Raw genomic sequence first — 25,956 nt, 5'->3', positions numbered from 1 at the left:
CGGCTCCCCATCATACGTGGGCTACTGTTGGTGCCGATGAAAGTATGGTCTTGGGTAGTGGGCGCGCTTGCGCTCGGCGCGGTCGGCACTGCGGCGGGGTTCGGTATCACGGCACAGCGCGAGTTGGCAGCGTTGGAGCACGCCCCGGCGTACTCGCTCACGGCCCCGCCACCGCTGCTTGAGCCCGTGCAGGGCAGCCCCATCGACGAGCAGCTGCTTATCGACGCTTTAACGCCCCCCGCGTCCAACCCCGACCTCGGCACCTTCCACGCCCGGATTTCCTCTGCGAACACCGGCGAGGTGGTCCTGGATCGCAACGCGGATGAGCCGCTGCGCCCCGCGTCGGTAACCAAGATCCTTACTTCTGCCGCGGCCCTGTACCAGCTGGGGCCGGAGGACACGCTGTCCACGGCTGTGGTGCGCGGCGCGCAGCCTGGCGAGGTGACCATCCTCGCAGGCGGCGACGTCTGGCTCGACGACGAAGCGCTCGATGACCTCGCGGCGCAGGTTTCGGCTTCCGATGCTGGGCAGGTCACGTCGGTAAGCATCGACACCTCGCTCTGGGATGGCTTTACCGAGTTCCCTGATACCTGGGACCCCGAGAACATCGACGCTGGCTACGTAGCCCCGCTGCAGCCGGCGATGCTTTCCGGCGGCCGCATGGACGGCAACACCGAGGGCGATGTTCCGCGCTCGCACACGCCGGCGCTCGCGGTGGCGCAGGCGTTGGCCTACCGCCTCGGCGCGGACAACGCCAGCATCGCGGACGCGCCCGTCTCGGAGGACTCGCAGGTGCTCGCCACCGTCGAGTCGCCGACGCTGACGGAGCGGATGCGGGTGATGATGCGAAACTCGGACAACGTCTACGCCGAGGCCATCGGGCACGAGGTCGCGCTCGCCCGCGGCACCACCAACGCGCCGCAGGCCGTCCTCGACACGCTCGCCGAGCACGGCCTGGACCTCAGCGGCACCGAGCTGGCCGACTGCAGCGGCTTGTCCGATACCAACCGGATCGCGCCCGCCCTCCTCGACACCATCCTGATGCAGGCCGCGACCGAAGCCCCGCTGCGCGACCTGCTCGATACCCTGCCCGTCGCCGCGGGCGAAGGCACCCTGGAGACCCGCTACGATGATCTTCCGGGCCGCGGCTGGGTGCGCGCGAAGACCGGCACGCTCGACGAGACCTCTGCGCTCGCCGGCACCGTGACCAGCGAAGCAGGCAACGTCTACACTTTCGCCTTCATCTCCAACGACTCCTCCATCCTTGAGGCCCGCCGCGGGATGGACGAGCTCGCCTCCGTCCTGCGCGCCTTCTAACCATGGCAGCGCAGCCCTTCTGGCCCCGCACCTCGCCGCACTTCCTTGCTTGCCGCCGCGCTGTGCGCGAACACCACACCGACGCCGAAGTCACCATCGGGCTTTCCGGCGGGCCGGACTCGCTCGCACTTGTCGCTGCCGCGGCAGCGGAGCAGCAACCAGCCCGCGCGGTGGTGGTTGACCACGGGCTGCAGCGCGGCTCCGCGGACGTCGCAAAGCGAGCCGCCGAGCAGGCCCGCGCGCTCGGTATCCCCGCCGAGGTCGTGGCTGTGGACGTCGATACACGCGACAACCTCGAGGCCGCCGCCCGCGAGGCTCGCTACGCCGCGCTCCTCGCCGAAAGCGAAGAGGTCTGGGTCGCCCACACCGCCGATGACCAGGCAGAAACCCTGCTGCTTGGGGCACTCCGCGGCAACCCTGCCGGCATGAGCGCGCGCGCCGGGCGGCTCGTGCGCCCCTTCCTCCAGCTGCGCCGAGCGGACACCGTCGGGGCCTGCGCCGAGCTCGGGCTCGAAACCTGGGATGACCCGATGAACCAGGACCCGGCGTACCGGCGCGTCGCAATCCGCACCCAGATCATCCCGGCGCTGACGGAAGTTCTTGGCGGCGACGCCGTCCCCGCGCTCGCGCACACCGCCGACCGGATCGCGCAGAGCAACGCCGTTATCGCTGAGCTCGCCCAACCCGCCGGCACCATGCGCTGCGATGAGCTCAACGCGCTGCCCACGGTACTGCGGCGCTCGCGGATCCACGCCTGGCTCGTCGACCAAGATGTCCACCCCAACGGCGCTCAACTCGACGCCATCGAGCGGCTGGTCACCCACTGGCGCGGCCAGGTCGGCGTGGATATGGCGCGCGGCGTGCGCGTGCGTCGTGTGGACGGCACACTCGAACTCACTCACCGTTGACCTGCGCCTTGTTCCTGGGCCTTGTTGTCGCGCAAGGTGAGAAGGTGGCAGTATGAAGGAGTTGTAAGCCAACAGGAGATGGAAGGGCCCAACCATGACCGAGCTGCATACCGAGAAGGATTTCAACGTCCCCGCCAACCGCTACGGCGATGATGTGGAGGCCGTCCTCCTGACCGAGGAGGCGCTGCAGACCCGCATCCAGGAGCTCGCCGACATGATCTCGGAGAAGTACAAGGACGCGGAACAGGACCTCATCCTCGTGTGCGTGCTCAAGGGCGCGGTGTTCTTCCTCACCGATTTCGTGCGCAAGCTTTCCATCCCGGCGGAGATGGAGTTCATGGCGGTGTCTTCCTACGGCAACTCCACCACCAGCTCGGGCGTGGTCCGCATTCTTAAGGACTTGGACAAGGAGATCGCGGACCGCGACGTGCTCGTGGTCGAGGACATCATCGACTCTGGCCTGACCCTGTCGTGGCTGCTGAAGAACCTGCGCGGCCGCGGCCCGAGGAGCCTCGAGGTCATCACCCTGCTGCGCAAGCCGGAGGTGCAGACGGCGCAGATTGATCTGCTGGATGTGGGCTTTGACATCCCGAACGAGTTCGTGATCGGCTACGGCCTGGACTACGCGGAGCGCTACCGCGACCTGCCGTACGTGGGCACGCTGCACCCGCGCGTGTACTCGGACAGCGACGCTTAACGCCAGCTTTTTAGTAAGAAAAGGCAAAATCTCAAAACTGTATGACTAAGAATAAGAATGTCTTGCGCTGGGGCATCTTCGCCGCCGTCGCACTCATCCTGCTGTACGTGCTCACCCTCTTCGGCGATGACACGCGCAATTACCAGCAGGTGGACACCTCCATCGCGCTCGAGCAGCTTCACGACGGCAACGCGAAGGACGTCCAGATCGACGACCGCGAGCAGCGCGTCCGCATCGAGCTGCGCGAGCCGATCACAGTGGAGGAGCGCGAGGGCGTCGAGGCGGTGTCCGCCCAGTACCCGGCGCGCACGACCCCGGAGATCTTCGCTGCTGTGCGCGAATCCGGGGCGGACACCTATAAGACGAATGTGACGCAGGAGTCCTTCCTGCTGTCCATGATCAGCTTCATGCTGCCGATGATCATCGTCTTTGGCCTGATCTTCTACCTGATGTACCGGATGCAGGCCGGCGGCGGCATGTTCGGCATCGGCGGGTCCAAGGCGAAACAGCTGACTAAGGACAACCCGACCAACACCTTCGAGGACGTCGCGGGCGCGGATGAGGCTGTCGACGAGCTGCAGGAGGTCGTCGACTTCCTCATGGAGCCGGGCATTTATGAAAAGCTCGGCGCGAAGATCCCGCGCGGCGTGCTGCTCTACGGCCCACCCGGCACCGGTAAGACGCTGATCGCGCGTGCGGTGGCGGGCGAGGCCGGCGTGCCGTTCTACTCCATCTCCGGTTCCGACTTCGTCGAGATGTTCGTCGGTGTGGGTGCCTCCCGTGTGCGCGACCTGTTCAAGCAGGCCCGCGAGAACAGCCCCTGCATCATCTTTGTCGACGAGATCGACGCCGTCGGCCGCCAGCGCGGCTCCGGCATGGGCGGCGGCCACGACGAGCGCGAGCAGACGCTCAACCAGTTGCTGGTGGAGATGGACGGCTTCGGCGACCGCGAGGGTGTCATCCTGATTGCGGCGACGAACCGCCCGGACATCCTGGACCCGGCGCTGTTGCGCCCGGGCCGCTTCGACCGCCAGATCCCGGTGACCAACCCGGATCTGGCCGGCCGCGAGCAGATCCTCAAGGTGCACGCGAAGGGCAAGCCCTTGGCCAAGGACGTCTCGCTGGAGGCACTGGCGAAGCGCACGGCCGGTATGTCCGGTGCCGATCTCGCGAACGTGCTCAACGAGGCCGCCCTGCTCACCGCGCGCATCGGCGGCAACGTGATCACCCCGGACGCGCTGGAGGAGGCCACCGACCGCGTGATCGGCGGCCCGCGCCGCTCCACCAAGATCATCTCGGAGCACGAGAAGAAGGTCACCGCCTACCACGAGGGCGGCCACACGCTCGCCGCTTGGGCGCTCAAAGACATCGAGCGCGTCTACAAGGTCACCATCCTCGCCCGCGGCCGCACCGGCGGGTTCGCCATGACCGCCGACGAGGACGACAAGGGCATGTACAACCGCGACGAGCTCTTCGCCCGCATGGTCTTCGCCATGGGCGGCCGTTCCGCGGAGGAGCTCGTCTTCGGCGCGCCCACGACCGGCGCCTCCAACGACATCGAGCAGGCCACGAAGATCGCGCGCGCGATGGTCACCGAGTACGGCATGACCTCCGCGCTCGGCGCGGTGAAGTACGGCCAGGAGCAGGGCGATCCCTTCTCCGGTCGCGGCGGCGGGGGCTCGCTCGAGTATTCGCCGGAAGTCGCCGCCAAGATCGACGAGGAGATGCAATCGCTTCTCGACGCCGCGCATACCGTCGCCTACTCCACCCTCGAGAAGTACCGCGACCAGCTCGACGCCCTGGCCTCCAAGCTGTTGGAGAAGGAAACGCTGCGCCGCCCGGACCTCGAGGAACTCTTCGAAGGCATCGAGCCGGTCCGCCCCGAGCTGCCCGCCCACGACATCCGCTTCGGCCGGCAGCCAGGCCGCGAGCCGGTGAAGACGCCGGTGGAGCTTGCGAAGGAACGCGGCGAGGAACCGCCGAAGCCCTTCTCGCTTCTCGACGCCTCGCGGGCAGCCCGTGAGCGCCGCCAGCGCGAGCGCGACGCCCGCGACAAAGGCCCCAAGCACACAGGCAGTGGCTCCTCCGCGTGGACCCCACCACAGGGCGGGTCCCGTCCGACCTACGGCGGACCGACCCCGCCGCCGGGCTGGACCTACCCGGGCGCAAACAACGCTCCCGCCGACGCTCCCGAGCGCAGCGAGCACCCGGGCATGCGCAACTACGCGCCCAAGCCGGAGCAGCCGCAGGAGCCTAAACAGCAGGAAAAGCCGGAGCAGCCGGAGCAGACCGAGGAGATCGGCTTCCGCCTGCCGGAAAACGAGCGCCCCACCGACTCCTACTACCGCCCATCCGAGGACACGACCCAGCAGATGCCGCGCCACCGCAAGGCTGACGAGGACACCAGCAACCCAGAGGACACCAACAATGACCAATAACTTCGACCACGCGCGCGCCGAGGCCGCGGTACGTGAGCTGCTCATCGCGGTAGGGGAGGACCCGGACCGCGAGGGCTTGAAGGAGACGCCTGCGCGCGTGGCGCGCGCCTACGAGGAAGTCTTCGCCGGGCTGCACACCGACCCCACCGAGGTCCTGGAGAAGACCTTCGCGGAGAACCACCAGGAGCTCGTGCTGGTCCACGACATCCCGATCTACTCCACCTGCGAGCACCACCTCGTGCCTTTCTACGGCAAGGCGCACGTGGGCTACATCCCGGGCAAGGACGGCAAGGTTACTGGCCTTTCCAAGCTGGCCCGCCTGGCGGATCTGTACGCGAAGCGGCCGCAGGTGCAGGAGCGGTTGACAGGCCAGGTGGCTGACGCGATCGTCGAGAAACTGGGGGCTTCCGCGGTGATCGTGGTGGTCGAGTGCGAGCATCTGTGCATGGCGATGCGCGGCATCCGCAAGCCCGGCGCGATCACCACCACCTCGGCGGTGCGCGGCGGCTTTCAGAAGAACGCGGCCTCGCGCGCCGAGGTCTTGAGCCTGATCAGGAGGTAAGCAATGGTCAGCGTGGCAGAGCTGACGGCGCCCGGGCGGACCACCGTCATGGGCATTGTCAACGTCACGGAGGATTCCTTCTCGGACGGCGGGCGTTGGCTCGCCGCGGACGACGCGATCGCGCACGCCCACGAGCTGGTGCGCCTGGGTGCGGACATCATCGACGTCGGCGCCGAGTCCACCCGCCCCGGAGCGACCCGCGTGCCTGCGGAGGTGGAGGCCGCGCGTATCCGCCCGGTGATCGAGGCGCTGCACGCCGATGGCATCCGCACCTCCATTGACACGATGCGCGCCTCCACCGCCGCCGTCGCCGCAGAAGCCGGCGTGGACCTGATCAACGATGTCTCCGGCGGCCTCGCGGACGAGGACATGTACCGCGTGATGGCGGAGACGAAGCTGCCGGTGTGCCTGATGCACTGGCGCGCCGACGCCTTTGTCAACGCCTCTGGCGCTGCCGATCACGGCGGCGACGTGGTCCGCGACGTCCACGAGGTGCTTGCCCAGCTGGTGGACAACGCCCTTGCCGCCGGCGTGGCGCACGACCAGATCACGCTCGACCCGGGCCTGGGCTTTGCCAAGACGGCCGCGGACAACTGGGCGCTGCTTCACGCGCTGCCGGAGTTTATCGCCGGCGAGTTCCCCATCCTGGTTGGCGCGAGCCGCAAACGCTTCCTCACCGGCATCCGCGAGGACCGCGGACTTGCACACGGGCCGGTCGACGCCGACCCCGCCACCGCTGCGGTGACCGCACTGTCGGCGCACTACGGCGCGTGGTGCGTGCGCGTCCACGAGGTCGCCGTGTCCCGCGACGCAGTCGACGTGGCCGCGCGCTGGCGGCAGGGAGGCGTCAACTAATGGCCGACCGCATCGAACTTAAAGGCCTTGTCTGCTACGCCCACCACGGCGTGCTCCCGCACGAGACGAAGCACGGCCAGGCGTTTACCGTGGATATCACCTGCTGGGTCGATTTCGCCGAGGCCGCAGCTGGCGACGACCTGACCAAGACGATCAACTACGCGGAGCTCGCCCAGCTCGCCTACGATGTCGCCGCCGGCACCCCGCGCCAGCTCATCGAGACCGTCGCCACCGAGATCGCGGACACCGCCATGGAGCGCTTCATGCCGCTCCACGCCATCGAGGTCACGGTGCACAAGCCGCACGCTCCGATCCCGCTGGTCTTCGACGACGTGGCCGTCGTGTGCCGACGCAACCGCAAGCACAGGAGGTAGCATGCGCGCCGTCATCTCCGCCGGCTCCAACATGGAAGACTCCCGCGCCCACCTCGCGAGCGTCCGCGCGCACTTCGCCGACGTACTCGTCGCCGCAAGCTCGCTCTACGCCACCGCGCCCTGGGGCAAAACGGATCAGCCGGACTTTCTCAATCAGAGCTTGCTTATCGACGCCCCGCTTTCCCCCTCCCAACTCCTTCACCAATGCCAGGCGTTAGAGGCCGCCGCCAACCGCGTGCGTATCGAGCGCTGGGGCCCGCGCACACTCGACGTGGACATCGTCGACATCGAAGGATTCACCTCAGACGATCCCGTGCTGACGGTGCCGCACCCGCGCGCCCACCTGCGCGCCTTCGTCCTGGCCCCCTGGCTGGAGCTCGACCCGGACGCTACGCTGGGCGGCGAGCGCGTCGCCGACCTGCTCGCGGGCCTCGACGCAGAAGAGCGCGAGGGCGTGCGCAGGCTGGAGGACTAGATTCATGGCAGAACAACCGGGCAGCGGCATGCAGCGCACCTCCGTGGCTGCGCTCGTCGGGGTCGCCGGGTTTTGTGCTGCGGCGACGTTGATTTTGATGCGCCGGTTTTACGGCGCGGTGGCGTCGATAAGCATTCTTGTGCCCTCGAGCCTCTGGGTGCTCGCACTGACCTGTGGCTACCTCGTGGTGGTGGTGAAGAAGCGGCGCGAGGACGGGCGCATCGGGCTGGACCGCTCCCAGCTTAACCCCATGATGGCGGCGAATTTCATGCTCTTTGGCAAGGCCAGCGCGTGGGGTGGCGCGATCGCCGGCGGGGCCTACCTGGGGCCGCTGGTGTACGTGTTGCCCCGGCTTGGGGTGCTGGCGGCGGCGGGCGAGGACCTGCCCGCGCTCGCCAGCGGTGTGCTCGGTGGGCTTGCGCTCGCGGTGGCCGGGGTGCTGCTGGAGAAGGCGTGTGAGGTGTCGCCACCATCCAACGGGGAAGCGGTTAGCTAAGGTACTAACCATGACTGCCGAATCTTCGTCCAGAGACAACGGAAACATCTGGGTCATCGTGCCTTTCGCGCTCGCGATCGTGGGCACGGTGGTGATGCTCTTCACGAACTCGGCCAACGCGCTGAAAATCTCGCTCATCCTCGCGCTGTGGGCCGCCGCAGCCGGGCTGATCATCATCTTCAAAACCCGCCGCGACCGCGACGAAGCCACCCGCGCTTTGGAAGCCAGCGAAGCGCAGCACAAGGAAGAGATCGCCCGACTTGAGGCGCGCCCCGCGCCGGCCGCGCCTTCCGTGGACGAGGAACTCCTGCGCGAACTGCAGTCCGAGATCAAGGCGCTGCGCAGCCAGCTGGAGGAGATGAGCGGGCAGGTCTTCGAGTACGAGCCCGCGGCCGTGCGCGCGGCGGCGCGGCGCATCCAGGAAATCGAGCAAGCGGGCGCGGCACCGGAGGCTGCCGACACCTGGGCCAAGGAAACGGCCGCGCAGCCCAGCGAGGCGGTCCACCCGGTGGAGGAGCCGAAGCCGGAGCCCAAGACCGAACTCAAGACCGAGCCGAAGGGCCCCTCGACCTACGAAACCGCCAAGATCACGCGTGTCACCAGCGAGCACACCGCCGCAGGCTCCCGCCGGACCCGCCCGAGCGGCGCACCCAGCAGCGACGCCGTCGCGGGCAAGATCGGGCAGATGCCGCAGCGCGAACAGCCGAACCCGCTGTCCGCGCTGATCAGCGAGCGCGCGAAGGCGGAGGCGGAAAAGCCGGCGCAACAGGAGAAGCCCGCAGAGCCAGCAAAGCCAGCGCAGCCGGAGCCGGAGACACCAGAGCACGCCGGCCGTCACGAGCAGCCCGCGAAGGAGTCGACCGGCGGGCGCCGCCGCCGCGACGCCGGACGCGAGGGCACCCTGACTGTCGCCGAGCTGATCGCGCGCAGCAAGCGCTCATGACGCCGCGGCTGCTCGTCGGCAAGATTGGCCCAGCCACAGACCTGACTGCGGGCCTCGAGCGCGCAGGTCACAGCGTGATCGCGCTCGATCCGGCTGATCCGGGGGCGATCGCGCACGTCGACCTCGTGCTCATCGACGCGGCCGACCCCGCCACCGTCCGCGCCTGGGCTGCCCGGTTCGCACCGCACGCGCGAGCGGAGCAGATGTTCATCCACACCGCGCTGCTGGGCGGGGCGCAGCTGCTCGACGAGGTGGAGACCGCCCGCGCGATCGTCATGTGCGCCCACCAGATCGCGCCCGCGACGTGGGTGACTTCGGCGGCCGACGAGATGGGGGAGGCCGTCGTCGCCATGCTGCTCGCCGAGGCCGGCGCGACCGCCGTGCCAATCGCGGATGCGGTGCGCCCGACCCTCGCCGCCGCCCAGGAGCTCCGCGCGCGCCAGCAGGCCGTGCTTACCGACGCCCACGCGCTCACCACCCAAGCCATCCCCAACCTCCCCGCGCCAGAAGGATTCGAGGAAGCGGAGCCGCTCGGTGTCGACACCCTGGAGAAGCTTTACGCCGCGATCGAGGACCCGGGCATACGCCGCCTGTTTGTCGACCTGCAACGGCGCACCGCCGAGCAGGCCGGGGACACCGCCGTGCAAGTATGGGCAATGGAAAAGTACGAAGGGAGACAATCCAGATGACGTTTGAACCGGGCAAGGCCACCGTAGTCACCGACGAGGCGCTCTTGGCCACCTACGGCCGCGCGTTCCGCAAGGTGGGCAAGTCGGTGGTGCTCGTTCCGCTGTCCACGGGGGTGCACGCCGGCCACATCGAGCTGATCCGCGCGGCGAAGTCGCTGCTTGGAGCCTACGTTTTTGTCAGCTTCGAGGGCGAAGAAGTCCCGGAGGTCTTCGCCGAGGAGAAGGTGGACGTGGTCTTCCACGGCACCCTGCCGACCGCCGCCCGGATCTCCACGGGCGGGCAGTGTTTGGAGGACGCGGAGGGGGTGGAGCGTGGCGTCGCAAAGCATTTGGCCCTGTGCAACGCCACACATGCCACCGACCTCGTGCTCGGCGAGAAGGACTTCGAGCTGCTCGTGGCCACCCAGCTGGCGGTCTCGGCGCTGCGGATGGAGGTCAAGCTGCACAGCGTGCCCACGGTGCGCATGCCGGATGGGCTGGCGGTGAGCCTGCGCAACGAGCGCGTGGCCCCGGAGCACCGTGAGGCGGCGCTTGCCGTGGGCGCGGCCCTGACCGCCGGGGCGCACGCCGCCGAGCACGGCGCCGAGACGGTGCTCGAGACCGCGCGCGGCGTGCTCGCGGCAGCCGGGGTTACGCCCGCCTACCTCGAATTGCGCGACCTGGCCATGCGCCCGGCACCGGCGACCGGGGATGCGCGCCTGCTCGCCGCGGTGGATCTGGGGGATGTGCGCTTGATCGACAACGTGGGCGTGCCGCTTGGCGTTGGGTTCAAAAACATCGAGGCGTAGGCAGGCGCTAAACTCTTGGGCATGTCTGTGTCCAACATCGCTGCACTGCTAAATCAGCGCTACGGCTTCGCCTTCACCGCCGAGCAGGTTCGCCAATCGGGCCGCACCGCCTCATCGACGCTGTTCACCGCGTCGAATGCGGAGGGCCAGGCCGTGGAGGTCGAGCTTTTCGACGCCGGAGCCACCGCCGACACCGACGCACTCGGCCGCGAACTCAGCGAAGCCGAGCACCCCGGCACCTTCCAGCCGCGCGGTGCCGGCATCAGCGATGAGGGCCAGTTCTTCGTGCTGCGCGAGGCCCCGTCGGGCTCGACGTTGCGCTCGCTTATCGACGACAAACGCGCCGCCGGCACCACCTTCACCAACGCCGAAGCACGCGACCTGCTTTTGCCCGCCGCCGAGGCGATCGACGCCTACAACCGTGAGGGCCACCCCGAGTTCGTCTCACGCTCGATCGACCCGGCGCAGCTTTTGGTGCAGCCCGCGTGGTCTTCTGTGCCGGTGAAGATGGCGCTGGTGGGCCCGCTCGCAGGTGGCGGCGAGACCGATGCGGCCGCGACCATCGACGCCAACCGCGCCGCCTTCCGCGATCTCGTCTCCGAGATGACCGGCGACCCGGTCGATACGGAGCTCGCGCGCGAGTCCGGCTCCTGCGCCGGCTACCTCCTCGCCTTGGCCGGCGGGGCGGCCGCCGCGGTGGGCACCGATGGCTCGACGCCGGTCGCGCCGCGCCCGCAGGACGGATACCGCAAGCCGCCCGAGCCCTACGCCTACGGCCCGACGGGGGAGTACACGCGCCCCGCCGTGGTTAAAGACAGGATGAACCCGTGGCCGTGGATCATCGCCGTACTGGTGCTGCTGCTCATCGCGCTCGGCGCGTTCTGGTGGTGGTGGGACAACAACCGCGGCGAGGAGTGGACAGGCGCGGATGCCGAGATCGCCCAGGAATACCCGCAACTCGTCTCTGAGCGTGCTGGCGGCAAGGGCTGGGAGGACCTGGTGTGCGAGTCGGCCACCCCGGAGGCTGGCCAGGAGGGCAAGATCCGCTGCGCCAACGAGGACCTGGGCGTATCCGTGTCGAAGTACGTTTCGCAGGACACGCGCGACGACGTGGTCCCGGGCCGCGATGAGGCGGTGATCCTGGGCAGCGGCGAGTGCATGATCGACTCCTACGAGGTGCCCGAGGCCTACCCGCCGGCGTTCGTGATGGTGCCGGAGAATAAAGAACAGTACCTCGTGGTGATCAACGGGCACGAGTCTGAGGACAAGCGCCTGGGACTGCCGCTGTGCGAGTAGCCCAAAACCCGGCGGTGCTCCTTGCCATCCTCGTGCTCAGCGCGATGATGATGATCTTCAACGAGACCACCGTCGCCGTCGCCCTGCCCGCAATCATGGCGGAATTCGGCGTGAGCGCGGACGTGGCCCAGTGGCTGCTGACCGGCTTCCTTTTGACCATGGCGGTGGTGATCCCCACCTCGGGCTTCCTCATCGACCGGCTGACCACGCGCACGCTGTACTTCCTGTCCATGGCGCTCTTCCTCGCCGGCAGCGTCATCGCCGCGCTCGCCCCGGCGTTTTGGGTGCTCATCGCCGCGCGCGTGATCCAGGCGGCGGGCACGGCGGTGATGATCCCGCTGCTGTTTACCGTCACGCTGAACGTGGTCTCGCCGCAGCGCCGCGGCACGGTGATGGGGCTCAACGCGGTGGTCATCTCGGTGGCGCCGGCGCTCGGGCCTACGCTCGCGGGCCTGGTGCTGAGCCGGTGGACCTGGCACCACATCTTCTGGGTGATGGTGCCGCTTCCTGCGCTGCTGCTCATCCTGGCCATCTTCGTCATGCCCAACGTGGGCGAAGTCCGCAAGACTCCACTCGACGCCCTCTCCGTGCTGCTGTCCGTCTTCGCCTTCGGCGGGCTGGTCTACGGCCTGTCCACCTTGACCCAGCTGGTCACCGGCGAGTCGGTGGCACCCGGGGTTGCAGTTGGCGTCGGCGTGGTCTTTACCGCCATCTTCGCGGCCCGCCAGCGCCGCCTGGCCAAGGTGGACAAGGCGCTGTTGAACCTGAACGCGCTGCGCTACCGCGATTTCACGCTCTCGCTCGTGGCGATCATTGTGGTTTTCGGCTCCTTCCTCGGCACGGTCAACCTGCTGCCCATGTACCTGCAGGGTGCGCTCGGTCTGTCCACCGTGGTCACCGGCCTGATCCTGCTGCCCGGAGGGGTGGCGCAGGGGATTGCCTCGCCGATCGCGGGTCGCATTTTCGACGCCGTCGGCACCCGCCCCATCGCCATCCCCGGAGCGATCCTGCTCGCCGCCGCGCAGGTGACGCTGTGGCTCACACTCGGCGAGACCACCCCGCAGTGGCTCATCGTCACCACACTCATCCTCACCAATATCGCAATGGCCATGGTGATGACGCCGCTGATGACGGCCTCGCTGTCGGCTTTGCCGCAGCCTTTGTACTCGCACGGCTCCGCGATCCTCAACACGCTGCAGCAGCTGGGCGGCGCAGCCGGCACCGCGGTGTTCATCGGCATCATGTCGCTGGGCGTTGCGGGAGGAGCGAGCCAGGCCGAGGCCGCGCCGGTGAGCTTTGTGGTGGGTATCGTGGCGTCGATAATTGCCCTGGCGGCGGTGAGCTTTGTGGGCGGCAAACGCAAAACGGTGACCGTGGAGTCGAGTGCACCGCGCTGACCGACTACGATAGGCGGGCGTGACTACGCAAGATCTTTCAGAGCAGCAGCAGATCCGCCGCGAGAAGCGGCAGAAGTTCCTCGACGCGGGCGTCGACGCCTATCCCGTCAGCGTCGAGCGCACGACCTCCCTCAAGGACTTGCGGAGCAAGTACCAGGCCGTGCCCGAAGGCGAGGGTGACGGCGTAACTCAGCTCGAGCCGGGCCAGGAGACCCAGGACGTGGTGGCCGTGACCGGCCGCATCATGTTCCAGCGCAACACGGGCAAGCTGTGCTTCGCCACCCTGCAGGAGGGCGACGGGACCCAGCTGCAGGTCATGCTGTCGCTGGCCGAGGTGGGCGAGGACGCGCTCGCCGCCTGGAAGTCCGACACCGACCTGGCCGACATCGTCGCGGTCAAGGGCCGGGTCATCGCTTCTCGACGTGGCGAGCTCTCCGTCCAGGCCCAATCCTGGCAAATGGCCTCCAAGGCGCTGCGTCCGCTGCCGGTTGCCTTCGCGGAGATGAACGAGGAGCAGCGCGTCCGCCACCGCTACACCGACCTGATCATGCGCGAGCAGGCACGCGAGAACGCGATGACGCGTATCAAGGTCATCGCCGCGGTGCGCAAGTACCTCACCGGCGAGGACTTCGTGGAGATTGAGACGCCGATGCTGCAGACCCTGCACGGTGGCGCCGCAGCCCGCCCGTTCGTGACCCGCTCGAACGCGCTGGACATCGACCTGTACCTGCGCATCGCGCCGGAGCTCTACCTCAAGCGCGCCGTGGTTGGCGGGCTGGAGCGCGTCTTTGAGATCAACAAGAACTTCCGCAACGAGGGCGTGGACAAGTCGCACTCGCCGGAGTTCACCATGTTGGAGACCTACCAGGCGTGGGGCACCTACGCCGACGGCGCGAAGCTGATGGAGGGCCTGGTCAAGTTCTGTGCCCGCGAGGTCTTCGGCTCCGAGAAGGTCACGCTTGCCGACGGCACCGAGTACGACTTCTCCGGCGAATGGAAAGTCATGGAGATGTACCCCAGCCTCAACGAGGCGCTGGAGCGCAAGTTCCCGGGCCAGCCCGAGGTCACCATCGACTCCACGGTTGCAGAGCTCACCGCGATCGCCGAGCACATCGGCCTCGAGGTCCCCAAGGGCGAAGGTTGGGGCCACGGCAAGCTGGTCGAGGAGATCTGGGAGGAGCTGTGCGCCGATCAGCTCTACGAGCCGGTGTTCGTGACCAACTTCCCCGTCGAGACCTCCCCGCTGACCCGCGACCACCGCGACAAGCCGGGCGTGACCGAGAAGTGGGACCTCTACATCCGCGGCTTCGAGCTGGCCACCGGCTACTCCGAGCTGATCGACCCGATCATCCAGCGCGCCCGCTTCGAGGACCAGGCCCGCCTGGCCGCCGACGGCGACGAGGAAGCCATGGTGCTGGACGAGGACTTCCTCGCCGCGATGGAGCAGGGCATGCCGCCGACCTCCGGCTGCGGCATGGGCGTGGACCGCCTGCTCATGGCGCTGACCGGCCTGGGCATCCGCGAGACCGTCCTGTTCCCGATGGTCAAGCCGGAGGCCTAGGTGACGCCGAGCGCGGAACGCACCGCGCTTCTGCCGCGGCGCGTGCCGCTCTGGCTGCTCGCCGCGGCCGCACTCATCGGCGTGATCCGTGTCGCGATCACGCTGCCGCTGGCCCGCTACGGCTCCGACTTCGTGCCGATCTGGGAGGCGGTGCAGCGATACACCAGCGGCATCCCCGTCTACAACGAGGATTACTCCACCACCGACCCGCACTACCTCTACGGGCCGGGCGCGAACGTGGTGCTGGCCCCGCTCGCGATCTTTGGCACGTTTGAGGTTGGCCGGTGGGCGATGGTGGGGGCGAGTGTGGCGTCGATAAGCGGCGCGGTGTACTGGGCCGCGAGGATGCTCGCCCCGCACAGGGCGGTGCGGCTGACGCTGGCGACGATCGCGATTGCGTTTAACACGCCCGAGCCGGTCCAATCCACCGTGTACCTGACCAACATCAACGGTTTTCTGCTGCTGGTGATGGTCGCGTTCGTGCACGCGTGCCTGCGCGACTACCGCGGCTCGAAGGTTGTCGCGGCGCTGCTGTTCGCCTACGCGGTGACCATTAAGCCGCAGTTCGTCGTGCTCGCGGCCGTGCCCTTCCTGCTGGCGCAATGGTGGGTGATCGTCGGGGCGGTCGCGGCGTACGCGGCGCTGTTCGGCATCGGCTGGGCGACCACGGTCAACCCGCACTGGTACCTCGAGAGACTCGTGCCGTACCTGTCGGAGACCCGCGACTACGACAACGGGGCCATCGGCGCGATGGGGCTGGGCACGGTCGGCACCTTCGTGGTCAGCGCGATCGTGCTCATCGGCGTGTTCGCCGCGGTGGCGCTGCTGTTCCCGCAGCGCCACGAGCTCGGCGCGGTGTGGGCGTTTTGCACCCTCGGCGCGCTGTTTAGCGGCGTCTTCCTCGTCGGCGGCCTGCTGCAGGGCTACTACTCGATCTGGTTGATCCCGCTGGCGATGTCCGCGATCGACCTGCGCTCACCCGCGCGCAACTGGGCCACCGGCATCGCGATCTGGACCACCACCGGCCTGTTCGCGCTGCCCGGCGAGCCGAGTTTGCTCGCAACCCTCGGATGGGGCGTGGTGCCCTTTGCCATCGCGGTGCACGCGGGCCTACGATGGAAAAAGACAACAGGGTTGTTACCCGCCTAAACAGAGCGGGGCAAGACCTGGGACGTTTTCGCGTCCCAGGTCTTTTTTCTTTGAAATAAGGAGCGAACTGATGGCAAAGACAAAAGCGAGCCTGCAGGAGCAGGCCGCTGACATCCTCGCCGGAATCGGCGGGCCCGACAACGTCGTGAGCATGTCGCACTGCGCGACGCGCTTGCGCTTCGAGCTTGCCGACGCCTCGGCGGCCGACAAGGAACGCCTCGAAGCAAACCCCAAGGTGATGGGTGCGGTTCCGCAGGGCGGCAGCCACTACCAGGTCATCATCGGCGGCGATGTGGCCAACGTGTACAACGAGATCAAGGCCCTGCCCGAGATGCGCGGGGCGAAGCAGCTTAGCGACGCCGACGTCAAAGCCCAAAACCGCGCCAAGGCCAAGGGCAAGGTGCCGTGGCTGGACGCCTTCTTCGAGTACCTTTCCGATTCCTTCCGTCCGATCCTGGGCGTGCTGCTGGGTGCCTCGCTGGTCATCGCGGCTGCCGCGGTCATCGACGCGCTCGGCCTGGTCGACTTCCGCGCCGAGGTCAAGACGCCGACCTGGCAGTTCGTCGACGCCATGTGGCGCTCCGTGTTCTACTTCCTGCCGGTGATGGTGGCCTACAACGCGGGCAAGAAGCTGCGTATCGACGGCTGGGTCCCCGCCGCGGTCATGTTCGCACTGTTTACCCCGGAGTTCACCGGGCTGGCGGAGCACCCGGACGCGATCGTGTCGCAAAACGCGCTGCTTGGCAGCGAGGTCGCGCGCGTGACCGTCTTCGGCGCGCCGATGCTGCTTCCTGAGTACGGCGGCAACGTCTTTGTCCCGCTGATCATGGCTGCCATCGCGGCGCTGGTGTACAAGGGCTTCCAGAAGCTCATCCCGTCCGCGGTCCACATGGTGTTTGTCCCCTTCCTCACGCTTTTGGTGATGATCCCCTTTACCGCCCTGGTCATCGGGCCGCTCGGCTACGCGCTCGGCGCGTGGATCGGCGTCGGCCTGGCGTGGCTCAACGGCAACGCGCCCTTCGTCTTTGCCATCCTGATCCCGATGCTCTACCCGTTCCTGGTGCCGCTGGGCCTGCACTGGCCGCTCAACGCCCTGATGCTGGTGAACATCCAAACGCTTGGCTACGACTTCATCCAGGGCCCGATGGGCGCGTGGAACTTCGCCTGCTTCGGCGCGACCGCCGCTGTGTTCGCCATCTCGCTGCGTGACAAGGACCCGCTCATGCGTCAGACCGCCGGTTCCGCGCTGGCAGCCGGCCTGTTCGGCGGTATTTCCGAGCCTTCGCTCTACGGCATCCACCTGCGTTTCAAGCGCATCTACCCGCGCATGCTGGTGGGCTGCTTCGCCGGTGGTCTGACCATCGCGATCCTGGGCACCCCGTTCGGCGGCGTGCAGACCAGCGCGTTCGTGTTCACCTCGCTGCTGACCATCCCGGTCTTCAGCCCGGCGTGGGTCTACGTCATCGCGATCGCGGTGGCCTTCTTCACCGCGTTCACGATCATCTTCATCACTGACTACCGCACTCCGGAGGAGAAGGCGGAGGCGCTCGCACGCCGCGCCGCCGCGGAAGAAGAGGCTCAGGCTGAGGCCGAGCCGGAGACTGCAGCCGAACCGGAGCCCGCAGCCGAGCCTGCGCCCGTGCCTGCCGCAGCGCCCGCTGCCACCAAGGAGGTGCTCGCCCCGCTCGCTGGTGCCTCGGTAGCCATGGACAAGCTTGCCGACGCCGCCTTCGCCTCCGGCACCCTCGGCCACGCCGTGGGCATCACACCGCAGGCCGATCACGCGACCGTGGTCGCCCCGGTCGACGGCAAGGTCATCTCGGTGGCCAAGACAGGCCACGCCTACGGCATCAAGACCGCCGACGGCGTGGAGGTGCTGGTCCACATCGGCATCGACACCGTCAAGCTGAAGGGCGAGGGCTTTGCCCCGGTCGCGGAGAAGAAGCAGCAGATCCGCGCCGGTGAGCCGCTGGCTGAGGTGGACTTCGCCTCGATCATCGACGCCGGCGTCGATCCGACCGTGATCACCACCGTGGTCAACTCCAAGACGCTTGCTGCCGTCGACGATCTGGCAGCTGACACGGTCGCAGAGGGCCAGCCGATCCTCGGCGTGACCAAGTAGCACTACGCTTAGAGGGCATGCAGGTCCTGCGCGTGTTCAATAACAATGTCGTGCTCGCTCGCCGCGGCGATGACCCAGTGGTGGTCACCGGCCGGGGCGTCGGCTTCCAAGCCAAGCAGGGCGAGCGCATCGACGAAGCCAAGGTCGCCCGCATCTTCGTCCCGCTCGACGGCCGCGACCCCGACCACGCCGGCGAAATGATCGCGGGACTGCCCGCCGAAACCGTCGAACAGGTCGCCGCAGCGCTCGAGGAAATCGGCGTGCACACGCGGTTGACCCTGGTCACCGCGATCGCCGACCACATCATCGGCGCCGCCGAGCGGGCCCGCCAGGGCACCACGGTCGAATACCCGCTGCGCGCCGAGGTCACCCACCTCTACCCGGAGGAGGCCGCGCAGGGGGAGCGCCTGCTGCACGCCCTCAACCGCAGGCTCGCTGAGCCGCTGCCGCAGGAGGAAGCCATCGCGCTGACCCTCCACCTGGTCAACGCCGGGTTCAACACGGGAAACCTCGCGCACACCTACCAGATGACGGGCGTGATTCAGCAGATGTTGGACGTGATTGGGGTTGACGGGGCGTCGATAAGCACTGCCCGCTTCATCACGCACGCGCGCTACCTCTTCGTGCGGCTGGCGCGCGGGGCGCAGCTCGACCACGGCAACTCCCTGCTCACACGCGAGCTGTTGCGCGCATACCCGCAGGATATGGCGGTTGCGCGGAAGGTCGCGCACATCGTCGAGCTGCGCTTCGGGCAGTCGCTTACCGACGACGAACTGGCCTACCTCGGCCTCCACATCGCGCGCCTGCGGGAGGCTAGTGCGGGCGAGTAATCTCGAGGGGAGAACGAGCGAAAGGAAACACATGACTGACCGCACTGTTCTTTACGGCATTGGCGTCTCCGCCGGCACGGCCTCGGGACCGGTCGCCGTGGTGACCGCGCCGGTGGGCATCGACGAGGCGGAACCCGCCGCGGCCGAAGGCGACGCCGAGCGCGTCGCGGGGGTGCTTGACGAGGTCGCGGCCTCACTGACCGCGCGCGCCGAACACGCGAACTCCGAAACCTCCAAGCAGGTCCTCGAGGCCACCGCGACGCTGGCCACCGACCGGGGCCTGATTCGCGGGATCAACAAGGAGCTGAAGAAAGGTACCGGCGTCACCCGCGCCGTTCACGACGCGGTGGAGGTCTACGCCGGCAAGCTGCGCAAACTTGGCGGCTACATGGCCGAGCGCGTCACCGACCTCTACGACATCCGCGACCGCGCCATCGCGCGCCTGCGCGGCTTGCCCGAGCCCGGCGTGCCGCACCTCGACGCGCCGTCGATCCTGGTCGCCCACGACCTCGCGCCCGCGGAGACGGCGACGCTGGACCCGGAGATGGTGCTCGGCATCGTCACCGAGGGCGGCGGCGCGACCTCGCACACCGCCATCCTCGCCGCCCAGCTGGGCATCCCCGCGGCCGTGCAGGTCAAGGGCGTCCTCGGCGCGGTTGCCGACGCCCCGCCGCTCGCCCTCGACGGCGGCGTCGGCGAAGTCATCGTCGCCCCGGCCGACACCGACGTCGCCGAGCTGGAGGAGCGCTCCCGCCGCCGCGCCGACGCGCTCGCCGGCTCCTCCGGTGAGGGCGCAACCCGCGACGGCTACAAGGTCAAGCTCTTGGCCAACATCGGCACCGCAGAAGACGCCGAGAAGGCGGCAAAGCTCGATCTGGAAGGCTCCGGACTCTTCCGCACCGAGTTCCTCTTCCTCGACCGCGATTCGGCGCCGAGCGTGGATGAGCAGACCGGGACCTACACGCGCGTGCTGCGCGCCTTCGGGAAGCGCCGCGTCGTCGTGCGCACCCTGGACGCGGGTGCCGATAAGCCGCTGAGCTTCGCCGACCTCGGCGAGGAAGAGAACCCGGCGCTCGGCCGCCGCGGCCTGCGCCTGTCCATGGTGCGCGAGGACCTGCTCGACGACCAGCTGCAGGCGCTCGCCAACGCGCACGCCAACGTGCCCGAGGCGGAGCTGTGGGTCATGGCACCCATGGTCGCCACCGTTGAGGAAACGCAGTGGTTCTGCGACAAGGCACGCGGCTACGGGCTGCCCAAGGTGGGCATCATGGTCGAAACACCGGCGGCCGCGATCCGCGCCGGGCACGTGCTCAGCATCGCCGACTTCGCCTCCATCGGCACCAACGACCTGTCGCAGTACACCATGGCGGCCGACCGCATGCAGGGCGAGCTAGCCGAGCTGCTCAGCCCGTGGCAGCCGCCGGTGCTCACCATGATCAAGGCGACCGGCAAGGGCGGGCACGCGACCGGCAAGTCCGTCGGCGTGTGCGGTGAGGCGGGCGGCGACCCGCTCATGGCGCTCGTGCTCGTCGGCCTGGGTGTGACCTCGCTGTCGATGGCGCCGTCGAAGGTCAACGCGGTTCGCGCCGCGCTGCGCCTGCACGACATGGATACCTGCCGCCAGATGGCCAACTACGCAGTCGACGCCCCGACTGCCAAGGAGGCGCGCGAAAACGTGCTGAAGATCGCCGATCCGGTGCTGCGCGACCTGCTCTAGCGCCTTCAGGCATGCTTGCCCGCGCGCCGGTTTTTGCTGGCGCGCGGGCTTTTTTGCGTGGGGTTTTAGTCGGGTGGTTTGCGGTTGTCGGCTCGGGCTTTGTGGTCGGTGCCGGTGGCGGTGACATTCCCATAGGGTGAGACGTAGACAATCTTTCCGTCGCGTCTTGCGGTGTGGCCCCGGGTGCCGCGTGCTGCCTGCGAGTTGTGGTACTTACACAACCACCCGAGGTTGGATGGTGTGGTCTCGCCGCCGTGTTGGTGTTCGACCATGTGGTGGGCATCGCACTCAGAGGCGGGTGCGTTGCATCCCTTCCAGGTGCAGGTGGTGGAGTCGGCAAGCATGACTTCTCGGTGCTTCGGGGTAGCAAACCGGGCGTGGTAGGCGTTGACTGGCCCGTCCATCACTCCGATGAGGATGATCGAGCCGAGTGCTTCGAGCTGCATGCGCACAAACTCCTCACCGGAGACGATCACCCCGTTGTCGAAGTGGACCTTAACGTCGTTGCCTTCACCGGCAATGATGCGCAGGTAGTCACCAAGATCCAGGTTCGCGGTCACGCGCACCAGGTAGTCGGCTTTCGGGCACCCGCCGTTTAGCCAGCCGGTGACGTCGTTTTTGGCGGCGTCGAAGACGCCCTGGACGTCTGCCGCGGGGCCGGTCAGCCGCAGGGTGGCAAACCCATCCCCGTGGTGGGTCACCCGTGCTTTCGGGGTGCGCGGTTCCGGTGCCTGCAGTTCGGCCTTAAGTTCTGCGGCGACGCGGCGGATGCGTGCTAAGTCACCGGATGTGTTGCACAAGCGCTCGATGTAGTGCCAGCGCTTCGTCACATCCTTCAGTGAGCGGGCAGAACGGGTGATGTAGGCAAGCGTGTCCAACCTATGCCCGTGCACGCGCGCGCCTTCCTGGGCGCGGGCCTGGTATTTGGTGTGCGAGGTTTTCCCGCACAGCACACTCGCGGTGTCGCGGAGTTGCTTCGCGCGGTCTTGCTGGATGCCGTGTGCCTGTAATTGGGCAAGCTCAAGTCCGGCCGCTGCGGCGACGAAGTCGTATCCGCAGCGGTCAACCAAAGCAAGTGCATCCAAATCTGTCATGCACCCGACGATAAACCACGTTTACCTGCCAAAACAAGGGAATGTGAGAATACACCCATTATTGGCCCGAAACGGAACCAACGACCCAAAACGAACGTCTAATAAGGGTTGGGCGTTTTGGCGTCGTAAAGCAAAGGGCCCCTTGTTCGCCTGTGGCGAACACGGGACTACCGAGGCCAAACGCGCGTTAGAGTAGATGAAAACTCACGAGTAGAAGGGGCAACCATGTTTGAGAGGTTCACGGACCGAGCACGGCGCGTTATCGTGCTTGCGCAGGAAGAAGCGCGCGAGCTTAACCACAATTACATGGGTACTGAGCACATCCTGCTCGGCCTGATTAAGGAAGGCGAGGGCGTGGCTGCCAAGGCGCTCGAGTCCATGGGGATCAACCTGGACGATGTGCGCCGCGAGGTCATCGACATTATTGGCCACGGCTCGCAGCCGGTGACCGGGCACATCCCGTTTACCCCGCGCGCCAAGAAGGTGCTGGAGCTCTCGCTGCGTGAGGGCCTGCAGATGGGACACAAGTACATCGGCACCGAGTTCCTGCTGCTCGGCCTGATCCGCGAGGGTGAGGGTGTTGCCGCGCAGGTGCTGACCAAGCTTGGTGCCGATCTTCCGACGGTACGCCAAACCGTCATCCAGCTGCTCTCCGGCTACGAGGGCGGCGATAGCCAGAACCCCGAGACCCCGCAGGCGGGCCCCGGTGCTGTCGCCCCCGGCCCGGGCCCGCGCAGCGGCGGCCAGCAGGGCGAGCGCTCCAACTCGCTGGTCCTGGATCAGTTCGGCCGCAACCTGACGGCGGCGGCGAAGGAAGGCAAGCTGGACCCGGTGGTCGGCCGCGACAAGGAGATCGAGCGCATCATGCAGGTGCTCTCGCGCCGCACGAAGAACAACCCGGTGCTCATCGGCGAGCCCGGCGTGGGCAAGACCGCTGTAGTCGAGGGCCTGGCACTGGATATCGCCAACGGCAAGGTGCCGGAGACGCTGAAGGACAAGCAGGTCTACTCGCTGGATCTGGGCTCGCTCGTTGCGGGTTCGCGCTACCGCGGTGACTTTGAGGAGCGCCTGAAGAAGGTGCTCAAGGAGATCAACCAGCGCGGCGACATCATCCTGTTCATCGACGAGATTCACACGCTCGTCGGCGCGGGCGCTGCCGAGGGCGCGATCGACGCGGCCTCCCTGCTGAAGCCGAAGCTGGCCCGCGGCGAGCTGCAGACCATTGGCGCAACCACGCTGGACGAGTACCGCAAGCACATCGAGAAGGACGCCGCGCTTGAGCGCCGCTTCCAGCCGGTGCAGGTCGACGAGCCGAGCATCGAGGACACCATCCAGATCCTCAAGGGCCTGCGCGACCGCTACGAGGCGCACCACCGTGTCTCCTACACCGACGACGCGCTCAAGGCCGCCGCGAACCTCTCGGACCGCTACATCAACGACCGATTCCTGCCGGATAAGGCCGTCGACCTGCTCGACGAGGCCGGCGCGCGCATGCGCATCAAGCGCATGACCGCCCCGGAGGAGCTGCGCGAGGTGGACGACCGGATTGCGGAGGTCCGCAAGGAGAAGGAAGCGGCGATTGACGCCCAGGACTTCGAGAAGGCCGCCGGCCTGCGCGACACCGAGCGCAAACTGGGCGAGGAGCGCGCGGAGAAGGAAAAGAAGTGGCGCTCCGACGACCTCGAGGACATCGCCGAGGTGGGCGAGGACCAGATCGCGGACGTGCTCGCACACTGGACCGGCATCCCCGTGTTCAAGCTCACCGAGTCCGAGTCCTCGCGCCTGCTCAACATGGAGTCTGAGCTGCACAAGCGCATCATCGGCCAGGACGAGGCCGTCAAGGCCGTCTCCCGCTCGATCCGCCGCACCCGCGCGGGGCTGAAGGACCCGAAGCGTCCGTCCGGTTCCTTTATCTTCGCCGGTCCGTCAGGTGTGGGTAAGACGGAGCTGTCGAAGGCGCTCGCGGAGTTCCTCTTCGGCGATGACGATTCGCTGATCCAGGTCGACATGGGCGAGTTCCACGACCGCTTCACCGCATCCCGCCTCTTCGGTGCGCCTCCGGGATACGTCGGTTACGAGGAGGGCGGCCAGCTCACGGAGAAGGTGCGTCGCAAGCCGTTCTCGGTCGTGCTTTTCGACGAGATCGAGAAGGCGCACAAGGAGATCTACAACACGTTGCTCCAGGTGCTCGAAGAGGGCCACGTCACCGACGGCCAGGGCCGCGTCGTGGACTTCAAGAACACCGTGCTCATCTTCACCTCGAACCTGGGTACCGGCGACATCTCGAAGCCGGTCGGCCTGGGCTTTACGGGCAACACCGAAACAGACGCCGACGCGCAGTACGACCGCATGAAGGGCAAGGTCCACGACGAGCTGAAGAAGCACTTCCGCCCGGAGTTCCTCAACCGCATCGACGAGATCGTGGTCTTCCGCCAGCTCACGCAAGAGGAGATCGTCCAGATGGTCGACCTGCTCATCGGTCGAGTCGACCTCAACCTCGCGGCCCAGGATATGGGCATCGAGCTTAGCGACGCCGCGAAGAACCTCCTGGCCAAGCGCGGTTTCGACCCCGTGCTCGGTGCGCGCCCGCTGCGTCGTACCATCCAGCGCGAGGTGGAGGACGTGCTGTCGGAGAAGATCCTGTTCGGCGAGATCGGTGCCGGCGAGATCATCACCGTCGACGTCGACGGCGATGTCGAAGGCGACGAGAAGAATGCGAAGTTCACCTTCACGCCGCGTCCGCGCCCGCTGCCGGCAGAGACCTTTGACACCGGTGACGGGGCAGAGGACGAGGCCGAAGAGGTCCGCGAGATCGACCCGGCCAAGGAGCAGCCGGAGTCTGAGGCTTCGCAGTTCCCGGACGAGACGCCCGAGAACCCGGAGCCGAAGGACGACGGCAACGGCCCCGAACCGGTCTAAATGGCCGGTTAGGTAAACATCCGCCCGACTGCGGGCCAGAACCCCGGCGCGAGCACGGGCACGAGCGCGGCGATCACAGCCAGGATCGCCACGACGGTCGTGGCCGCGACTTGCCCGGGGTTAATCTGTTTTCCGGGCATGTACTGCGCGAGCCATTCCAGCGCGTCGCCGTAGTTGAACAGCAGGGGAGCCGCGTGCCCGGCGACCGGGATATTGCTGATGGGGTAGGAGCTGGCACGGGCAAGCTTGCCAGCCTCTTCGAAAACGGGGGCGGTGAGCGAGGACAGCGGGTTGGTGACCGTGCCGCGTAGCTGGACGAGTTCGTGGGTCACGTCCGAGCCGTGCGCCGCGTAGTCCTCGGCTAGCTGGGTGGCTTGGGGCTCGGGTACGAGGTCGTCGTCGGGGTTGGTCATGACCATGATGGGCATGGAGACGCCGACTTGTCCGAGTTTGTTGTGGTTGAGGGTGCGGGTGAAGCGTTCGTCATCGGCTGCGAGTTCTGCGAGCGTGCGGCCTTCGGTGAGGATCTCGCCGTGGGGGATGGGAGGGTCGGTGATGCAGTGTGCTTCGAGCGCAGCGAGCCAGCGGTGGCCCTCTTCGGTGAGGTAGTCGTCGAGCGCGTCGCGGAATTCGGGGTAGGTGGAGGCGTAGCTGATGGTGGCGTAGCCGACGACGGTTTCCAGCATGCCCGCCGAGCCTTGCCGCATGATGGCCAGCGGGTCGGCCGGTGGGGCGCCGGCGAAGGTGGCCCGCACGTCGAGTTCGGGCGCGTAGTCGGCGACGAGTTCGGCGGCGGCTGCGGCGGCGGCCCCGCCTTGAGAGTAGCCCCAAAACGCGATGGCTTCGTCGTCGTGGGCGGTGGCGCGGGCGGCGTCGATAAGGGCGCGGCCCTGCTCGATGCGATTGAGGTAAGTGTGGGTGCCGGGGGTGCCCAGGCCGATGTAGTCGGTGACGACGACGCGGTAGCCCGCGCGCGTAAGCTGGCTCACCAGCGGCGCCTCGTAGTTGATGCCGATGGAGTCGCCCTCGATCGAGGAAAGCATCGCCGCGCCTGCCGACGGCGCACAATGATCCGCCATGCCGCGCGTGCCGGGTGCGAGCGCGATCAGGCCGCGGGCGTGCGGGGTGTCGTAGAGCGCGCCGGTGACCTCGACGATTTCGCCGGCTTCGGTGGTGCTGGTGTAGCGGATGCGTTCGCCGCTGGTTGCGGGCACGGTGCTGGTGGCAAGGAGTGTGCCGGGTGCTTCGCTCGCGACCGCCGGTGGCGCGAGCGCGAGGACGACGGCGAGGGCGGTTGCGCGCAGGAAGGTGTGTTTCACACCTTGGATG

Annotated in this window: 22 protein-coding genes; 20 read left to right on the top strand and 2 right to left on the bottom strand. The window is 67.6% G+C overall.

From position 1 onward, the window contains the following. Positions 1–36 precede the first annotated feature (36 nt). The 19 genes from dacB (at position 37) to ptsP (ending at position 20,614) form a co-directional block, all read left to right on the top strand. Positions 37–1,317 carry a D-alanyl-D-alanine carboxypeptidase/D-alanyl-D-alanine endopeptidase gene (gene dacB, locus CIMIT_RS10105; protein ID WP_038592476.1) on the top strand — a complete coding sequence of 427 codons (1,281 nt, stop codon included), beginning with the start codon at positions 37–39 and terminating at the stop codon, positions 1,315–1,317. Positions 1,318–1,319: 2 nt separating this feature from the next. Next, complete coding sequence (gene tilS / locus CIMIT_RS10100) at positions 1,320–2,225, top strand: tRNA lysidine(34) synthetase TilS (RefSeq protein WP_051904947.1); 906 nt, start codon at positions 1,320–1,322, stop codon at positions 2,223–2,225. A gap of 103 nt (positions 2,226–2,328) precedes the next feature. After that, a complete protein-coding gene (gene hpt / locus CIMIT_RS10095; RefSeq protein WP_038594703.1) occupies positions 2,329–2,922 on the top strand; it encodes a hypoxanthine phosphoribosyltransferase in 594 nt (197 codons plus the stop codon). A gap of 41 nt (positions 2,923–2,963) precedes the next feature. Next, complete coding sequence (gene ftsH / locus CIMIT_RS10090; protein ID WP_038592473.1) at positions 2,964–5,360, top strand: ATP-dependent zinc metalloprotease FtsH; 2,397 nt, start codon at positions 2,964–2,966, stop codon at positions 5,358–5,360. After that, positions 5,350–5,922, top strand: a complete 573-nt coding sequence (folE, locus tag CIMIT_RS10085) for a GTP cyclohydrolase I FolE (protein ID WP_038592470.1) — start codon at positions 5,350–5,352, stop codon at positions 5,920–5,922. The genes ftsH and folE overlap by 11 nt, the downstream gene beginning before the upstream one ends. 3 nt (positions 5,923–5,925) lie before the next feature. Next, positions 5,926–6,777 carry a dihydropteroate synthase gene (folP, locus tag CIMIT_RS10080; protein WP_038592467.1) on the top strand — a complete coding sequence of 284 codons (852 nt, stop codon included), beginning with the start codon at positions 5,926–5,928 and terminating at the stop codon, positions 6,775–6,777. Next, the gene (gene folB, locus CIMIT_RS10075; protein ID WP_038592464.1) at positions 6,777–7,151 is read left to right on the top strand and encodes a dihydroneopterin aldolase; all 375 of its coding nucleotides are present in this window, start codon (positions 6,777–6,779) and stop codon (positions 7,149–7,151) included. The genes folP and folB overlap by 1 nt, the downstream gene beginning before the upstream one ends. Before the next feature lies 1 nt (position 7,152). Continuing rightward, complete coding sequence (gene folK / locus CIMIT_RS10070) at positions 7,153–7,626, top strand: 2-amino-4-hydroxy-6-hydroxymethyldihydropteridine diphosphokinase (RefSeq protein WP_038592461.1); 474 nt, start codon at positions 7,153–7,155, stop codon at positions 7,624–7,626. 4 nt (positions 7,627–7,630) lie between these two features. Then, positions 7,631–8,122 (top strand): DUF3180 domain-containing protein, encoded by a 492-nt coding sequence (locus CIMIT_RS10065; RefSeq protein WP_328286425.1) that lies wholly within the window; start codon positions 7,631–7,633, stop codon positions 8,120–8,122. 10 nt (positions 8,123–8,132) lie between these two features. Then, positions 8,133–9,065, top strand: coding sequence for a DUF6779 domain-containing protein (locus CIMIT_RS10060; protein WP_038592458.1), 933 nt, complete (start codon positions 8,133–8,135; stop codon positions 9,063–9,065). Next, positions 9,062–9,754 carry a 6PGD fold domain-containing protein gene (locus tag CIMIT_RS10055; RefSeq protein WP_051904946.1) on the top strand — a complete coding sequence of 231 codons (693 nt, stop codon included), beginning with the start codon at positions 9,062–9,064 and terminating at the stop codon, positions 9,752–9,754. The genes CIMIT_RS10060 and CIMIT_RS10055 overlap by 4 nt, the downstream gene beginning before the upstream one ends. After that, a complete protein-coding gene (locus CIMIT_RS10050) occupies positions 9,751–10,542 on the top strand; it encodes a pantoate--beta-alanine ligase (RefSeq protein ID WP_038592455.1) in 792 nt (263 codons plus the stop codon). The genes CIMIT_RS10055 and CIMIT_RS10050 overlap by 4 nt, the downstream gene beginning before the upstream one ends. Before the next feature lie 21 nt (positions 10,543–10,563). Beyond that, a complete protein-coding gene (locus CIMIT_RS10045; protein ID WP_038592452.1) occupies positions 10,564–11,838 on the top strand; it encodes a hypothetical protein in 1,275 nt (424 codons plus the stop codon). Further along, entirely contained in the window at positions 11,829–13,235 is a 1,407-nt protein-coding gene (locus tag CIMIT_RS10040; RefSeq protein WP_051904945.1) for a DHA2 family efflux MFS transporter permease subunit, read from the top strand. The genes CIMIT_RS10045 and CIMIT_RS10040 overlap by 10 nt, the downstream gene beginning before the upstream one ends. A gap of 19 nt (positions 13,236–13,254) precedes the next feature. Further along, positions 13,255–14,796 (top strand): lysine--tRNA ligase, encoded by a 1,542-nt coding sequence (lysS, locus tag CIMIT_RS10035; RefSeq protein WP_038592449.1) that lies wholly within the window; start codon positions 13,255–13,257, stop codon positions 14,794–14,796. Continuing rightward, the gene (locus CIMIT_RS10030; RefSeq protein WP_038592446.1) at positions 14,797–15,945 is read left to right on the top strand and encodes a glycosyltransferase family 87 protein; all 1,149 of its coding nucleotides are present in this window, start codon (positions 14,797–14,799) and stop codon (positions 15,943–15,945) included. It begins immediately after the preceding gene. Between the two features lie 70 nt (positions 15,946–16,015). Then, positions 16,016–18,067: a glucose PTS transporter subunit IIA gene (locus CIMIT_RS10025; RefSeq protein ID WP_038592442.1), complete on the top strand. Its 2,052-nt coding sequence runs from the start codon at positions 16,016–16,018 to the stop codon at positions 18,065–18,067. Positions 18,068–18,084: 17 nt separating this feature from the next. Beyond that, positions 18,085–18,897: a PRD domain-containing protein gene (locus CIMIT_RS10020; RefSeq protein ID WP_038592439.1), complete on the top strand. Its 813-nt coding sequence runs from the start codon at positions 18,085–18,087 to the stop codon at positions 18,895–18,897. Positions 18,898–18,928: 31 nt separating this feature from the next. Continuing rightward, positions 18,929–20,614 (top strand): phosphoenolpyruvate--protein phosphotransferase, encoded by a 1,686-nt coding sequence (gene ptsP, locus CIMIT_RS10015; protein WP_038592436.1) that lies wholly within the window; start codon positions 18,929–18,931, stop codon positions 20,612–20,614. 65 nt (positions 20,615–20,679) lie between these two features. Here ptsP and CIMIT_RS12195 read toward each other — a convergent pair whose 3' ends face one another. Further along, on the bottom strand, positions 20,680–21,708 hold the full coding sequence (locus CIMIT_RS12195; RefSeq protein ID WP_051904944.1) for an HNH endonuclease signature motif containing protein: 1,029 nt from the start codon (positions 21,706–21,708) through the stop codon (positions 20,680–20,682). Positions 21,709–21,933: 225 nt separating this feature from the next. On the opposite strand from CIMIT_RS12195, the gene CIMIT_RS10005 reads away from it, so the two are divergent. Next, on the top strand, positions 21,934–24,627 hold the full coding sequence (locus CIMIT_RS10005) for an ATP-dependent Clp protease ATP-binding subunit (protein ID WP_038592430.1): 2,694 nt from the start codon (positions 21,934–21,936) through the stop codon (positions 24,625–24,627). 8 nt (positions 24,628–24,635) lie between these two features. Here the strand turns inward: CIMIT_RS10005 and CIMIT_RS10000 are convergent, their stop codons facing one another. Beyond that, positions 24,636–25,946, bottom strand: coding sequence for an alpha/beta fold hydrolase (locus CIMIT_RS10000; RefSeq protein ID WP_051904943.1), 1,311 nt, complete (start codon positions 25,944–25,946; stop codon positions 24,636–24,638). Between the last annotated feature and the right edge of the window lie 10 nt (positions 25,947–25,956).

This window comes from Corynebacterium imitans (genome assembly GCF_000739455.1).
In the GTDB taxonomy this organism is placed as follows: domain Bacteria; phylum Actinomycetota; class Actinomycetes; order Mycobacteriales; family Mycobacteriaceae; genus Corynebacterium; species Corynebacterium imitans.
The sequence above is the reverse complement of the archived record's forward strand: the minus strand, read 5'-3'. Positions and strand labels throughout refer to the sequence as shown.